At 44.9% G+C, this 15,300-nt stretch carries 16 protein-coding genes and 1 other annotated feature (1 of these 17 running past the window's edge); of the genes, 15 read left to right on the top strand and 1 reads right to left on the bottom strand.

Features of this window, described 5'->3' with window-relative positions:
• Positions 1-147, top strand: a binding site (T-box leader); it begins 62 nt to the left of the window's first position.
• Between the two features lie 68 nt (positions 148-215).
• The 12 genes from alaS (at position 216) to JOJ89_RS15010 (ending at position 12,298) form a co-directional block, all read left to right on the top strand.
• Complete coding sequence (gene alaS, locus JOJ89_RS15065) at positions 216-2,849, top strand: alanine--tRNA ligase (RefSeq protein WP_203288203.1); 2,634 nt, start codon at positions 216-218, stop codon at positions 2,847-2,849.
• A gap of 112 nt (positions 2,850-2,961) precedes the next feature.
• Entirely contained in the window at positions 2,962-3,228 is a 267-nt protein-coding gene (locus tag JOJ89_RS15060; RefSeq protein WP_029279472.1) for an IreB family regulatory phosphoprotein, read from the top strand.
• A 1-nt stretch (position 3,229) separates the two neighbouring features.
• Complete coding sequence (gene ruvX / locus JOJ89_RS15055; RefSeq protein WP_029279474.1) at positions 3,230-3,646, top strand: Holliday junction resolvase RuvX; 417 nt, start codon at positions 3,230-3,232, stop codon at positions 3,644-3,646.
• Between the two features lie 31 nt (positions 3,647-3,677).
• Positions 3,678-3,965, top strand: a complete 288-nt coding sequence (locus JOJ89_RS15050) for a DUF1292 domain-containing protein (RefSeq protein ID WP_029279476.1) — start codon at positions 3,678-3,680, stop codon at positions 3,963-3,965.
• Between the two features lie 202 nt (positions 3,966-4,167).
• Positions 4,168-5,295: an endolytic transglycosylase MltG gene (gene mltG / locus JOJ89_RS15045; RefSeq protein WP_203288201.1), complete on the top strand. Its 1,128-nt coding sequence runs from the start codon at positions 4,168-4,170 to the stop codon at positions 5,293-5,295.
• A gap of 181 nt (positions 5,296-5,476) precedes the next feature.
• On the top strand, positions 5,477-6,139 hold the full coding sequence (locus tag JOJ89_RS15040; RefSeq protein WP_203288199.1) for an O-methyltransferase: 663 nt from the start codon (positions 5,477-5,479) through the stop codon (positions 6,137-6,139).
• A complete protein-coding gene (locus JOJ89_RS15035) occupies positions 6,132-7,061 on the top strand; it encodes a peptidase U32 family protein (RefSeq protein WP_203288197.1) in 930 nt (309 codons plus the stop codon). Before JOJ89_RS15040 ends, JOJ89_RS15035 begins: the two co-directional genes overlap by 8 nt.
• A 33-nt stretch (positions 7,062-7,094) precedes the next feature.
• Complete coding sequence (locus JOJ89_RS15030; protein WP_029279484.1) at positions 7,095-8,363, top strand: peptidase U32 family protein; 1,269 nt, start codon at positions 7,095-7,097, stop codon at positions 8,361-8,363.
• Positions 8,364-8,367: 4 nt separating this feature from the next.
• A complete protein-coding gene (gene udk / locus JOJ89_RS15025) occupies positions 8,368-9,003 on the top strand; it encodes a uridine kinase (protein ID WP_029279486.1) in 636 nt (211 codons plus the stop codon).
• Positions 9,004-9,280: 277 nt separating this feature from the next.
• On the top strand, positions 9,281-9,754 hold the full coding sequence (greA, locus tag JOJ89_RS15020) for a transcription elongation factor GreA (RefSeq protein WP_029279487.1): 474 nt from the start codon (positions 9,281-9,283) through the stop codon (positions 9,752-9,754).
• A 57-nt stretch (positions 9,755-9,811) separates the two neighbouring features.
• Complete coding sequence (locus tag JOJ89_RS15015; protein ID WP_203288195.1) at positions 9,812-11,554, top strand: peptidoglycan D,D-transpeptidase FtsI family protein; 1,743 nt, start codon at positions 9,812-9,814, stop codon at positions 11,552-11,554.
• A 54-nt stretch (positions 11,555-11,608) separates the two neighbouring features.
• Positions 11,609-12,298: a DUF1510 family protein gene (locus JOJ89_RS15010; RefSeq protein ID WP_203288193.1), complete on the top strand. Its 690-nt coding sequence runs from the start codon at positions 11,609-11,611 to the stop codon at positions 12,296-12,298.
• 29 nt (positions 12,299-12,327) lie between these two features.
• Here the strand turns inward: JOJ89_RS15010 and JOJ89_RS15005 are convergent, their stop codons facing one another.
• Positions 12,328-12,528, bottom strand: a complete 201-nt coding sequence (locus JOJ89_RS15005; RefSeq protein WP_029279492.1) for a DUF2536 family protein — start codon at positions 12,526-12,528, stop codon at positions 12,328-12,330.
• A 362-nt stretch (positions 12,529-12,890) separates the two neighbouring features.
• On the opposite strand from JOJ89_RS15005, the gene JOJ89_RS15000 reads away from it, so the two are divergent.
• The 3 genes from JOJ89_RS15000 (at position 12,891) to JOJ89_RS14990 (ending at position 15,299) form a co-directional block, all read left to right on the top strand.
• Positions 12,891-13,532, top strand: coding sequence for a class I SAM-dependent methyltransferase (locus JOJ89_RS15000; protein ID WP_203290359.1), 642 nt, complete (start codon positions 12,891-12,893; stop codon positions 13,530-13,532).
• A gap of 62 nt (positions 13,533-13,594) precedes the next feature.
• On the top strand, positions 13,595-14,293 hold the full coding sequence (gene mtnN / locus JOJ89_RS14995) for a 5'-methylthioadenosine/S-adenosylhomocysteine nucleosidase (protein ID WP_203288191.1): 699 nt from the start codon (positions 13,595-13,597) through the stop codon (positions 14,291-14,293).
• An 82-nt stretch (positions 14,294-14,375) separates the two neighbouring features.
• On the top strand, positions 14,376-15,299 hold the full coding sequence (locus JOJ89_RS14990) for a PLP-dependent cysteine synthase family protein (RefSeq protein ID WP_203288189.1): 924 nt from the start codon (positions 14,376-14,378) through the stop codon (positions 15,297-15,299).
• The last annotated feature ends 1 nt before the right edge of the window (position 15,300 follow it).

Raw genomic sequence — 15,300 nt, 5'->3', positions numbered from 1 at the left:
GAGAGAGCTCTGAGATGAAGGGAAACAGAAGGCTATTCCGGAGTGCAGGCAAACCCTGCCGGTGAAACCACGTTACGGTTTTAATGAAGTGATGGACTATTATGTCTATAATCAGGGTGGTACCGCGAGCAATCTCTCGTCCCTGTGAAAATCAAGCGTGATTTTCACAGAGGCGGGAGTTTTTTATTTGCAGACATTTAAAAGGAGGAACAAAGATGAAAACACTAACCTCAGCGCAAGTACGCCAAATGTTCTTGGACTTCTTTAAAGAAAAAGGGCATGCAGTGGAACCAAGTGCATCTCTCGTGCCGCATGAAGATCCGTCGCTTTTATGGATCAACAGCGGGGTTGCTACATTAAAAAAATACTTTGATGGCCGGGTGATTCCTGCAAATCCGAGAATTTGCAACGCCCAGAAATCAATCCGCACAAATGACATTGAAAACGTCGGAAAAACGGCTCGTCATCATACGTTTTTTGAAATGCTCGGCAACTTTTCCATCGGCGACTACTTCAAAGTAGAGGCGATTGAATGGGCTTGGGAATTTCTTACGGACAAGAACTGGATCGGTTTTGACCCTGAGAAGCTTTCGGTTACAATTCATCCGGAAGATGATGAAGCGTTCCTGATCTGGAAAGACAAAATCGGTGTTCCGGAAGAGCGTATTATCCGCTTGGAGGGCAACTTCTGGGATATCGGAGAAGGCCCGAGCGGACCGAATACAGAGATTTTCTACGATAGAGGAGAATCATACGGAAATGACCCGCAGGACCCTGAGCTTTATCCTGGCGGTGAAAATGAGCGCTATCTTGAAGTGTGGAACCTGGTGTTCTCTGAGTTCAACCATAATTCAGACGGAACGTATACTCCGCTGCCTAAGAAAAACATCGATACAGGCATGGGCCTTGAGCGGATGGTTTCGGTCATTCAGGATGTGCCGACTAACTTCGATACAGATCTGTTCATGCCGATCATTGGTGCAACAGAAAACGCATCTGGCGAAAAATACCGCGTGGATGCTGAGAAAGATGAAGCCTTCAAAGTGATTGCCGATCATATCCGGACAGTGACATTCGCAGTCGGTGACGGAGCGCTTCCTTCTAACGAAGGCCGCGGCTATGTACTTAGACGCCTTCTCCGCCGTGCTGTGAGGTATGCTAAAAAGCTCTCCATCAACCGCCCGTTCATGTATGAACTCGTTCCGGTTGTCGGAGAAATTATGGTTGATTTTTATCCGGAAGTGCAGGCGAAAACAGAATTTATCCAAAAGGTGATCAAAAACGAAGAAGAACGTTTCCATGAAACACTGAATGACGGCCTGGCAATTCTATCAGAAGTGGTCAAAGTCCAAAAAGCTAAAGGCAGCTCAGTCATTCCTGGTGCGGATGTATTCCGTCTCTACGATACGTACGGATTCCCTGTTGAATTAACAGAGGAATATGCACAGGAAGAGCAGATGGAAATCGACCATGAAGGCTTCAAAAGAGAGATGGAAGGCCAGCGCGAGCGGGCACGTGCTGCAAGGCAGGATGTTGATTCCATGCAGGTTCAGGGCGGAGTGCTCGGAGAAATTAAAGCAGACAGCACGTTTGTCGGCTACAGCAGCCTTACAGCAAAAGCTTCTGTTTCCGTTCTTTTGAAAAACGGCGAGATCATCAGTGAAGCGCATGAAGGAGAAGAAGTTCAGCTGATTCTGAATGAAACGCCGTTTTATGCAGAGAGCGGCGGACAGATTGCAGATGAGGGCACAATTGAAAGTGAAGCTGTTAAGCTTCAGGTCAAGCATGTCCAAAAAGCTCCAAACGGCCAGAACCTTCATACGGCCATTGTTGTTAGCGGGACAGTGAAAACAAATGACGAGGTAACAGCTTCTGTTGATGAAAAAACACGCAGTGCCGTTATTAAAAATCATACAGCGACACATCTTTTGCACCAGGCTCTTAAAGATGTCCTTGGAGGACATGTCAATCAGGCAGGCTCTCTTGTAACAGGAGAAAGACTCCGCTTTGACTTCTCTCATTTCGGTCAGGTGCAGCCTGAGGAACTTGAGCAAATTGAACAGATCGTCAATGAACAGATCTGGAAAAGCATCGGAGTGAATATTGAGCTTAAGCCGATTGCTGAAGCGAAAGAAATGGGTGCAATGGCTCTGTTCGGCGAGAAATACGGAGATATTGTCCGTGTCGTTCAAGTCGGCGATTACAGCCTTGAGCTTTGCGGAGGCTGCCATGTTGACAATACAGCGTCCATCGGCATGTTTAAACTTGTGGCTGAATCAGGAATTGGCGCCGGAACCCGAAGAATTGAAGCTGTAACAGGACAAGGCGCATACCAGCTTGTTAAAGATCAGCTTTCTATCCTTTCAGACGTTGCAGGTAAACTTAAATCAAGCCCGAAAGATGCTGCAAGCCGGGTTGACTCACTGCTATTAGAGGTCCGTGCTCTGCAAAGGGAGAATGAATCACTGACAGCAAAACTGGGCAACGTAGAAGCTGGAAGCTTGCTGAGCCAGGCTGCGGAAATTGACGGAGTCACTCTTCTTGCAAGCAAAGTAAGTGCAAAAGACATGAACAGCCTGCGTTCTATGGTGGATGAGCTGAAGCAGAAACTTGGATCAGCGGTTGTTATTCTAGGTGCAGCTCATGACGGGAAAGTCAGTCTTGCAGCTGGTGTAACAGGCGATCTAGTTAAGAAAGGCTATCATTCCGGCAAACTGATTAAAGAAGTAGCGGCTCGTTGCGGCGGAAGCGGCGGAGGACGTCCTGATATGGCTCAGGCAGGCGGAAAAGACCCTGAAAAACTGGAAAGTGCCCTGGAATATGCTTCAGAATGGGTGAAAAGCGTCTGATTTTTCTTCCTGTAAGGGAAATCCGTTTTATAATTTCCATACTTAGTGTAGAATGGTAATAAGAATGGACAAGCAGATTCAAACAGACGAATCTGGGAAAGAGGTGCGTGTGATGAGTTCCTTTGACAAAACAATGAAGTTTAATTTTTCTGAGGAAGCAGTGGAGACGAACGTAAATGAAGTGCTGTTCACTGTTTATGATGCCTTAAAGGAAAAAGGGTATAACCCGATCAATCAGATTGTCGGCTACCTTCTCTCCGGAGATCCCGCTTATATTCCGCGGCATCGCGATGCAAGAAACTTAATCCGCAAGCTTGAGCGCGATGAACTCATTGAGGAATTGGTCAAATCGTACTTACACCATCATAGAGAGGATTAATATGCGAATTATCGGGCTTGACTATGGCTCCAAAACAATCGGAGTCGCTGTCAGCGATGAACTTGGCTGGACAGCACAGGGAATCGAGACAATTAAAATTGATGAAACAGCAGGGAATTTTGGACTTCCCAGGCTGACTCAGATTGTAAATGAGCATCATGCAGAGAAATTTGTCCTCGGTTTTCCTAAGAACATGAATGGAACGGTCGGACCAAGGGGAGAAGCAAGCCAGAGGTTTGCTTCAAAGCTTGAAAAAACCTTCGGCATCCCGGTCATCCTCTGGGATGAACGATTATCCACGATGGCTGCAGAACGTGTTCTGCTCTCAGCGGATGTCAGCAGAAAAAAGAGAAAAAAGGTAATTGATAAAATGGCTGCCGTCATGATCCTTCAGGGCTATCTTGACAGCCTGAACTAACCGGCAGCAAACTATAGATGAGGTGACTTACATGGAACACGGAGAAAAACAAATTACAGTAGTAGACGAAAACGGCAACGAGCAGCTTTGCGAAATTCTTTTCACTTTCGCTTCTGAGGAGTTCGGAAAGTCTTACGTCCTTTACTATCCGCTTGGCGAACAAGATGACGAAGAAGAAATTGAAATTCATGCATCCAGCTTTGAGCCTACTGCAGACGGCGTGGACGGGGAACTTGCTCCGATCGAAACAGAAGAAGAGTGGGATCTTGTAGAAGAAATGCTGAATACATTCCTTGACAACGAAGAGGAAGAAAATTAAATCGTCAGATGAGAATAAGCCGTCACTTGACGGTTTATTTTTTTTGCTTTTAATACGGTATAAAGGAAACACTCTTCAAAGGAGAAAATTTTCCGTTTTTGCGGGATGGAACAGGCGCTCCCGTAAAAATGTGGTGGAATTTGGCGAAAAAATGGTCATTATGTAGTATAATCATGATGATGAAAGGGGGAGCTCGTCCATAATGTCAGAGGGAGATTCGAACAAACATACATTGCAGCACAAACTCCTGGAAAAACAGCAGGAAGCAAGAGTCATCCGGAAGATTGTCCTGATTGTTGTCGCTGTGCTGCTTATAGCTATGACAGGGCTGATCGGCGGAGGCTATTTATATATCAAATCCGCGCTGGAGCCGGCTGATGAAACAGATAAAAAAGCAGTGAATGTAACGATACCTATAGGTTCATCTGTCTCATCCATTGCGGCTATTCTGGAAGAAGAAAAGATTATTAAAGATAAACGGGTTTTCAAATACTATGTGAAATTTAAAAACGAATCAGGTTTTCAGGCGGGTGACTATAAACTTACCCCATCGATGGAACTTGAAGACATTATCGCAAGCCTCAAATCAGGCCGGGTTATAACAGACGTTGTATTTCAGATTCCCGTTCCTGAAGGCATTCAGCTCACACAGATTGCAGCACAGGTTGCCAAGCACTCCGGCTACCCTGAAAAAGAAGTGCTGAACAGAATGAACAGCAAAGAATTTATTTCGGCTATGCAGAAAAAATACCCGGAAACCGTGACAAAAGAAATCTACGGCCAGGATATTAAGTACCCGCTCGAAGGCTATTTCTATCCTGCAACTTATCCGTTTTATGAGGAAAAACCACCGCTTGATCTGATTTTAGAGGAAATGATCAAGAAAACAGATGAAGTGGTCAAGCCTTATGCAGACCAGCTGGAAGAAAAAAACATGCCGGTTCACAGATTTTTGACGATGGCATCTCTTATCGAAGAAGAAGCAACCCAGTCAGCTGACAGGCAAAAGATTTCAAGTGTTTTTTATAACCGCATCAGCAAAAAAATGCCGCTTCAGACCGATCCTACCGTGCTTTATGCACTTGGAGAGCACAAAGACCGCGTGTATTACAAAGATCTAGAAGTAGAATCAGCCTATAATACGTACAAAGTACAGGGCCTTCCGCCGGGACCGATTGCAAATCCGGGAAGCCAGTCGCTTAAGGCGGCAATTGAGCCTGCCAAGACGGACTATCTCTACTTCCTCGCAACGAAAAAAGGCGAAGTGATTTTCACAAAAACACTTGCAGAACATAACAAAGCAAAAGCTGAACACATCACGAATAAATAAGAAACAGGGGAAGGCGAAAAAATTCGCATTCCCTTTTCTATTGTGGTAAAATATATCGAGTTGCAAAGACAGAGATAAACAAAACGATAAATACAGCCAAGAGTTCTTCGGTAGAACTCTTATTTTCATGAGATAAGATAGACCTGAACGCCCGCCAGTGCGGCGTTTAAAGGAGAAGACAATGGAAAACGATACAATTTTAACATATATAGAAAGCCTTCTTCCCGAGCAGGATGAATCCATCAGAAAGATGGAGGAATATGCAGAACAAAACGTCGTTCCGATTATGGAAAAGACAGGGATCGAAGTTCTGATCAGTCTCCTTGTGCTGAAACAGCCAAGAAAAATACTGGAAATCGGCACAGCCATCGGCTACTCTGCCATCCGCATGTGCAGAGCGCTGCCGCAAGCGGAGATTGTGACGGCTGAGCGAAATGCAGAACGCTACAAACAGGCATCCCAGAATATCACGGAGAACGGACTCAGTGACAGAATAACCGCTCTCCACGGCGACGCCCTCCAGCTGAAAGAGCAGATTGAAGAAAAAGGACCGTATGACGTGATTTTCATTGATGCCGCTAAGGGGCAGTATATGAGATTTTTTGAAATGTATGAGCCGATGCTCTCTGAAGGCGGCTGCATCATAACGGACAACGTCCTGTTTAAAGGACTTGTTGCGAATGAAGAGGAGGACATGTCGTTTCACCGGAGACGGCGTGCGCTGCTCAGGAAAATCCGCAGCTATAATGAATGGCTGATGTCAAATCCTTCCTATCACACAGCGATTTTTCCTGTCGGAGACGGAATGGCCGTAAGTATAAAACGAGGTGAACAAGATGAATAAACCGGAATTAATTGTCACACCAACCAAGATGGAAGATATAATCCCCCTTGCAGATGCAGGAGCCACTGCTTTTGTTCTCGGAGAACAGCGCTTCGGGCTCAGACTTGCAGGTGAGTTCAACCGTGACCAAATGAGAGAGGCGACCGCCATTGCCCACTCGAAAAATGTAAAAGTGTACGCCGCTATGAATGCGATTTTTCATAACGAAAAGGTAGAAGAGCTTTATGACTATCTTCGTTTTCTGAAAGAAATCAACGTGGATGCTGTTTTATTTGGAGATCCAGCCGTTCTCATGGCGGCAAGAGAAGCTGCTCCTGAGCTTCCTCTTCACTGGAATACGGAAACGACGGCTACAAACTGGTATACATGCAATTATTGGGGAAGAAAAGGCGCAAAACGGGCAGTTCTTGCACGTGAGTTAAGCATGGAAACGATTATCGACACGAAAGAACAGGCAGAAGTGGAAATTGAAGTTCAGGTCCACGGAATGACATGCATGTTCCAGTCCAAGCGTTCACTCATCGGAAACTACTTCGAATACCAGGGAAAAGCAATGAAAATCGAAAACATCCAAAGCGAAAAAGCGATGTTCCTGCACGACAAAGAACGCAGCAACAAATATCCGATTTATGAGGATGAAAACGGCACGCACATCATGAGCCCGAACGATATGTGCATCATAGATGAGCTCTCTGACATGGTTGATGCCGGCATTGACTCATTCAAAATTGACGGTGTCCTTCAAACGTCTGAGTATTTGATTGAGGTAACCAAAAAATACCGCAAGGCAATCGATCTCTGCGTGGAAGACCGCGATGAGTATGAAAATGTAAAAGATGATCTTCTTTCAGAAATTGAAGACATTCAGCCTGAAAACCGACCGCTCGATACAGGATTTTTCTTTAAAGAAACCGTTTATTAATAGAAGCTTGCAAGAAACAAGGAGGAATAAATGATGGTGACTGCTGCAGATAACATTTCACAAATCATAGACGGCAAACGCGTCATTGTGAAAAAACCGGAATTGCTTGCACCGGCAGGCAATCTCGAAAAATTGAAAATTGCCGTTCACTACGGCGCAGACGCCGTTTTTATCGGCGGAAAAGAATTCGGCCTCCGTTCTAATGCAGATAATTTCTCATTGGAAGAAATGGCTGAAGGAGTGCAGTTTGCAAACAAATACGGTGCAAGAATTTATGTTACGACCAACATTTTTGCCCATAACGAAAACATGGACGGGCTTGAAGAGTACCTTATGGGCCTTCAGGAAGCAGGCGTTTCAGGCATTATCGTGGCTGATCCGATGATTATCGAAACATGCCGCAGAGTAGCTCCGAAACTTGAAGTGCATCTAAGCACACAGCAGTCTCTCTCAAACTGGAAAGCTGTTCAGTTCTGGAAAGAAGAGGGACTTGAGCGAGTTGTGCTTGCGCGTGAAACAAGCGCTGAAGAAATAAAAGAAATGAAAGAAAAAGTTGATATTGAGATTGAAACCTTTATCCACGGAGCGATGTGCATCGCGTATTCAGGACGCTGCGTACTGAGCAATCATATGACTGCGCGTGATTCAAACCGCGGGGGATGCTGTCAGTCATGCCGCTGGGACTACGATCTTTACAAGCTCTCAGGTAATGGTGAAGAAGCTTTGTTCGACCAGGATGACGCTGCGTTTGCCATGAGTCCGAAAGACTTAAATTTGATCCAGTCGATTCCGAAAATGATCGAGCTTGGAATTGACAGCCTGAAAATTGAAGGCCGCATGAAGTCCATTCACTATGTTGCAACGGTTGTCAGTGTTTACCGCAAGGTCATCGATGCCTATTGCGCTGATCCTGAAAACTTTGTTATCCAAAAAGAATGGCTTGATGAGCTTGATAAGTGTGCAAACCGCGACACAGCTCCTGCTTTCTTTGAAGGTGTTCCAGGAACAGAGGAGCAAATGTTCGGCATTCACGGCAAGAAAACAACGTTTGACTTCGTTGGGCTTGTTCTTGATTACAATGAAGAGACCGGAATGGTTACACTGCAGCAGCGCAACTATTTCAAGCCGGGAGACGAAGTTGAATTCTTTGGCCCTGAAATGGAAAACTTCACGCAAAAAATTGAGCAGCTGTGGGATGAAGACGGAAATGTTCTTGATGCAGCCCGCCACCCTCTGCAAATTGTGACGTTTAAAGCAGACCGAAAAGTCTTCCCAAATAACATGATGCGGAAGGGGAAGTGAACCGATGGGGAAAAAGCCCATTGTCATTGGGGTAGCCGGGGGCTCAGGCTCCGGAAAAACCAGTGTGACAAAGTCTATTTATGATTACTTTAAAGGCCATTCCATCTTAATGCTGGAGCAGGACTTTTATTATAAAGATCAAAGTCATCTTCCGTTTGAGGAGAGGCTGAATACAAACTATGATCACCCGCTTGCTTTTGACAACACGCTTTTGATTGAGCATATTAAACAGCTTTTAAATTACGAAGCCATCAACAAGCCTGTCTATGACTACAAGCTTCACACCCGCTCTGAAGATGTCCTGCTCGTTGAGCCTAAAGACGTTATTATTCTTGAAGGCATTCTCGTTCTTGAGGACGAGAGACTGCGAAATTTGATGGATATTAAGCTGTACGTTGATACAGATGCAGATATCAGGATTATCAGACGCATGCTTCGTGATATAAAAGAGCGCGGAAGAACGATTGACTCTGTCATCGAGCAGTATGTTTCCGTTGTCCGTCCAATGCATAACCAGTTCATTGAGCCGACAAAGCGCTATGCGGATATTATCATACCTGAAGGCGGCCAGAACCATGTGGCCATCGACCTTATGGTTACAAAGATTCAAACAATTCTTGAACTAAACGCAATTTTGTAATAACATAGCATAGATAAAGAGTACTGTGACCATATTATGTATAGGCTGTTAAAGTTTCTCACAGCTTTTATGAACCGGATTTAAAACTCTTATGTTCAGAAAGCTTCATCGGGAAAAGTACGATGTCTTAAAAGCAAGCCCAGGGCTTGCTTTTAAGCTACATAAAGCAAATAATATGCATAAACCGGGCGGGAGCAGATCTAGCTCCTCCGTTATCACAGTGCAGTCTTACATACCAATTGATTTTGGGGGCAGTTATACTAGAAGGAGTGAGATCATGGCACAAGAAAAAGTATTTCCTATGACACTTGAAGGTAAAGAAAAGCTCGAGCAGGAACTTGAATACTTAAAATCGGTCAAACGTAAAGAAGTAGTAGAAAGAATCAAGATTGCACGCAGCTTCGGAGACCTGTCTGAGAATTCGGAATATGATTCAGCCAAAGAAGAACAGGCTTTTGTTGAAGGACGCGTTACAACACTTGAGAATATGATCCGCAATGCTAAAATCATTGTGGATGATGCTAATTCAAATGTTGTCACTCTCGGCAAAACCATTTCATTTATTGAACTTCCAAACGGCGATGAAGAAACATATACAATCGTCGGAAGCGCTGAGGCAGATCCATTTGAAGGCAAAATCTCTAATGATTCCCCAATCGCAAAGAGCCTCATGGGCCGTCAGGTTGGAGATGAAGTAAACGTGCAGACTCCGGGCGGAGAAATGCAAGTAAGAATCACAAACGTTAAGTAAGAAGGTTTAATAAGAAAACACCTCGTCGACACTAGTCAAAGGCGAGGTGTTTTTTTGATGATAATGAAGAAGAGAATGAAATGGACGGGCGCTTTTATTTTTATATGCATGCTTGTGCTGATTGCAAGGCTTGCAGACATCCAGCTTATAAACACAGAGTCCTTTGGGGGAGAAAATGTCAATTTAATTGAAGAGAGTGTCGGACAGAGAACGCAGGAAGTCATGATTGACGACGGCCGCGGCCGGTTTGTGGACAGAAATCTCCTTCCTGTCGGAAATTTTCAGGAACCCAAACTCGTATTGTTCCCGTTTTTGAAAAACATTGAGTGGCCGAAAGAAAAACTGGCGCAGATAACCGGATACTCTGCTTTTGCCCTTAAAAACATGCTTGAGGATGCTGACAAACCGCTGATCATGGGTTCTGCAGAGGGCATAACCTTGACTGAGTCCCAAATGGATACGATCAATGACCTAGAGATCCCTGGGGTTTTCGCCATTTACCAGCAGGCAAAAAAGAAGGATGAAGCAGCAAACCATATCATCGGCATCACGGGAGAAAGTCCGGATGTACTGAGAGAACGCTACCCTGATAAGAAGGAGCTTTCCTCCAAAACGCAGGTCGGCTTTACCGGGCTTGAAAAAGCATTTGATGAATTTTTGCTTCCGGATGCAGAAACAAAGCTTTTATACCATGTGGACGGCGATGGAAATCCGCTCTTTGGCATAAACGTCAAGTATATTGCAAACGCAAATCCCTTTTATCCTGTAAGCGTCAAAACGACCATTGACAGCAGAATTCAGAAAATGGCGGATGCAATCGTCACGAGATACGGCATCAAAAAAGGAGGACTTGTGCTCCTGGACGCTGAAACGAGTGAAGTGCTGGCGATGGTAAGCAAACCGGCGCTTGAAAGGTCTGACTCCGGTTCACACACAAACCATATGCTGACTCCGCAAATTCCCGGTTCCGTTTTTAAAACGGTCATCGCCGCTGCTGCGATTGAAAGCGGGCTGAAGCTGAAAAATTCGTATAATTGCCAGCTGGATATGTATGGTGAACATGACGATGATTCTGATATGGGAATCCTCAACTTTGAACGCAGTTTTGCAAGAAGCTGCAACTACACGTTTACAACGACAGCTGATGAATTGATTAAAAAAGACAAAAAGACCATTGAGGAATTTGCAGGGAAATTAGGCCTGACTGAAAAAAATGGCTGGAGCGGAAATGTGTTTCATTATAACCAGTTCAGGCAGTTTCCTGAAGAGAAGTCTCCTTCCATTTGGGATGACCCGCGAGATAAAGGAGCGTTTCGTGCTGTGGCACAGACGGCAATCGGGCAGAAAAATGTCCGCGTAACCCCGCTTGCTGCAGCGAACATGATGGCGACAATTGCGCGCGGAGGAGAAAAAAAGCAGGTGAAGATTGCTGACAGCATTCTTTATAAAAACGGGACAACCATGTTTGAATTTCCGGATCAGGATATGGAAGGTGATGGGATCTCTCCTTACACAGCCTCCAAGCTGCAGCATTTGCTCAGGCTGGTTGTAACAGATAAGGACGGAACCGGCAGAAGATTTCAGTCGCTGCCATTTGAAGTTTCGGGAAAGTCAGGCACGGCTGAAACAGGACATAAAACTGTCCACAAATGGTTTGCAGGGTATTTTCCTTCAAACAATCCCAAATATGCCCTTGCGGTTGTTGAACTGGATACTCAAAGTGAAACATCCTCGGCCAACAGCATCTTTTATGATGTCGCAGCTGAATTATCCCGATTAGAAAATGCTTCTACTAGATAGAAACGCAATCTAATGATAGAATAAGACAGAATGTTAGAGGGATAAAGGAGTGTAATGCACTTGAGCAATCTAAGTAAAGGATCACGCTTTGAAAACCGTGATAAACGCCGGAAAGCAAATGTTGTCCTGAACATTTTAATTGGAATTGTAGCGCTATTAATTCTAGTCATTGGATCACAGCTGCTGCTTGGCGGGAATGACAGCGAAAAGGCGTCAGAAAAAGCAAACGAAGAGACGGCATCAGGTACCGTCAAGAATGATGAGAATAAAGGACAACAAGATAAAGAAAAAGCTGAAGCATCTGAAGAAAACACCGAAGAAAACAGCACAGAAGATGCAGATGAAGCAGAAAAAGACGAAACGGCCGAAGAAAACGGCGAAGAAAATGAAGAAGTCGGTGAACCTGTCGTAACAGAAGGCGATCCGAATTCAAACGTAGATCAGATTATTGAAAATCCAGGCTGGAAGCCGGTCGGAACTTCGCAATCTGAGCCCCACGTTGCCCAATATGACAAAAGCTCACAGGACTGGGCTGAAATGATCAAGGCTATGAGTTATGCTACAGGACTGAGCGAATCAGATATGACCATCTGGTTTATCGGAAACAACGGCAGTCCGAATGATGCAAAAGGAACCATTTCTTCAAAAGACAAAACACAAAATTACAAAGTAGAGATTACCTGGGTTGAAAACGAAGGCTGGAAGCCGGTCAGAGTCGAAAAACTGAAACAGCCTGAAAATTGATGAAAGGTGAGACAAAACGTCTCACCTTTTTATTTTGCCTTAAAATGCACCGCAGCGCTGTAAAACCGTCTTCCTTCTTCACTTACATGCATCTGGTGGGAAACCGAATGCACCTCAAGCAGAATCGCTTTATTGATCTCAATCTGCTCACTGATCTTCTTCTCAAGATCTGCAAGCTTCTCCGACTCGAAAAATTCCACTTTATCTTTGATGAACTCCAGTTTAAACATATTAGATGCCTCCAAATATATATTCTTCTGCTACTATTTAGTAACGCTATAAAAGTTTTAAACTTAGTGGACTTCAGCGGAAAGCACTCGACACCTTGTCCAGCTGCAGCGCTCAGGCTCTACTGTCAGAACAAAATCCCCCAAAAAGGCGGGACCCGGACTTCTCGGGTGATTTCTTATCTGACTGCCGGAGTAAAACGGGCGCTTCCGCTTTTCTATAGAATATCTCATAAAATACCCTTCTGGAAAGTCTTTTCATTGCCTGTTAAACAAACCGTGTGGTAAATTAAGAACAGTTCTATTTTTAAATCATAGTATACACATAGGAATTATTTAAATTATCATCAAAGGATTGGTGCATGATGGGAAGAGAGTTTGTAGAACTATTTGAAGATTGGGCTCACTCGTATGATTCGACTGTAGTCGGACATGATGAAGAATATAAAGATGTGTTCAGCGGCTACAGCGCCATTCTTGAAGCTGTAGCATCCAAATCTGGTAAATTCGTCCTTGAATTCGGAGTCGGAACCGGCAACCTGACAGCAGAACTGCTGAATAAAGGAAAGCAGGTCTACGGAATCGAACCATCGAAGACGATGAGAGAAAAAGCAGCTGAAAAGCTTGGAAACAAGGCTCAGATCAGCGACGGTGATTTTCTCACCTTCCCTGTTCCAAAAGGGGAAATAGACACGGTTGTTAGTACGTATGCGTTTCATCATTTAACAGATGAAGAAAAAGAGAAAGCTGTCGCAATTTATGCCCGTCTTCTCGGCAAAGGTGGTAAAATAGTGTTTGCTGACACAATGTTTGAAGATCAGGAGGCTTACGTGGCCATGATCAAAAAAGCAAAAAAACAGCACTACTTAAACTTGGCAGCCGACCTTGAAACAGAATATTACACGACACATTCAGTCATGCGCGGCATCCTTGAAAAACATTCATTCACTGCCGACTTCACGCAGCTCAACGAATTTGTGTGGCTGATAGAAGCCGTAAAAAAATAATACCGACCGCGTTTCAGGCTGATGCCGGCCAAAAACCCCTTTTGAAAGGAATGGAACAATAAATGAAAGCAGCCATCATTGGAGCAATGGAAGAAGAAGTTTCTATTTTAAGAGATCAGCTTGAACATGCAAAAACCGAAACTATCGCAGGAAGCGAATTTACAACTGGAACATACAGCGGGATGGACGTCATCCTGCTGAAATCAGGAATTGGGAAAGTGAATGCTTCAGTAAGCACCGCAATCCTGCTTGACCGCTTCAAACCTGATGTGGTCATTAACACAGGTTCAGCAGGAGGTTTTCATCATTCCCTGAATGTTGGAGACGTCGTCATTTCTACAGAGGTGAGACATCACGATGTAGATGTGACGGCATTTAACTACGAATACGGTCAAGTGCCAGGCATGCCGGCCGCTTTCCTTCCGGATGAAAAGCTCGTTGTAATTGCTGCCGAGCAGGCTCAGGCACAGGAAGGAATTCAGGTTGTGAAAGGTCTGATTGCCACCGGTGATTCGTTTATGAATGATCCTGAAAGAGTCGCATACATCCGAACAAAATTTGAAGACCTATACGCAGTTGAGATGGAGGCTGCGGCCATAGCTCAGACTGCCCATCAATTCGGCGTACCGTTTGTCATCATCCGCTCTTTGTCTGATATTGCAGGAAAAGAATCGGATGTATCATTCGAACAATACTTGGAAACAGCTGCAAAAAATTCCGCAGAGCTTGTTTTAAGCATTGTCCGTGCATTAAAAAGCTAAAAACAGAGGGGATCGCAATGATCCTCTTTTTTAAGGATAACAGGATAAGAGTGCAGACATTCTTATCACAGGAGTGGACAGAATGAAAGTCGTAAAAGGCATTGAAGAACTGATCGGCAGAACGCCTCTGATGGAATTGACCCAGTTTCCGCTTCCAAACGGCGTGCGCCTTTTTGCAAAACTGGAGTTTATGAATCCGGGCGGGAGCATTAAAGACCGTCTTGGCGCTGAACTGATAGATGAAGCATTACGAACAGGCAAGGTGAAAAAAGGCGGAACGATTATTGAACCGACTGCTGGCAATACGGGCATCGGGCTTGCGCTTGCCGCAATCAGCAGGAACGTAAAAGTGATTGTTTGCGTCCCCGAAAAGTTCAGCATGGAAAAACAGGATCTCATGAGGGCGCTCGGGGCAGAAGTTGTCAATACCCCGACAGCAGATGGAATGAAGGGCGCCATCAAGAAAGCTCAGGAGCTTAGTGAGCAAATACCCGGATCCTACTGCCCTCAGCAGTTTGGGAATCCTGCAAATCCGCTCACGTACTATAAAACGCTTGGACCTGAGCTGTGGGAGCAGCTCGATGGGAAAATTGATGTGTTTCTCGCAGGGGCAGGAACCGGCGGAACGTTTATGGGAACGGCGCAGTATTTAAAAGAGGTAAACCCCGGTGTGAAAACCGTCATAGTAGAACCTGAAGGATCAATTTTGAACGGCGGAGAATCCGGACCGCACAAAACAGAGGGAATCGGAATGGAATTCCTCCCGGGTTATATGGATGAAACGTATTTTGACAGTATTCATACAGTCATGGACACGGACGCGTTTAAAAGAGTGAAAGAGCTTGCCGTGAAAGAGGGTCTGTTAGTCGGAAGCTCAGCAGGTGCAGCAATGCATGCAGCCCTTCTTGAGGCAGAAAAAGCGGCCCCGGGCTCACACATAGTGACCATCTTTGCTGACAGCAGTGAACGGTATTTAAGCAAAAAGATTTACGAAGGAGGAATCTAGC

The organism is Metabacillus sp. cB07 (assembly GCF_016839225.1).
GTDB classification, from domain to species: Bacteria; Bacillota; Bacilli; order Bacillales; family Bacillaceae; genus Bacillus_P; species Bacillus_P indicus.
Note: the sequence above shows the minus strand (reverse complement) of the source record. Positions and strands in the feature narration are given on the sequence as shown.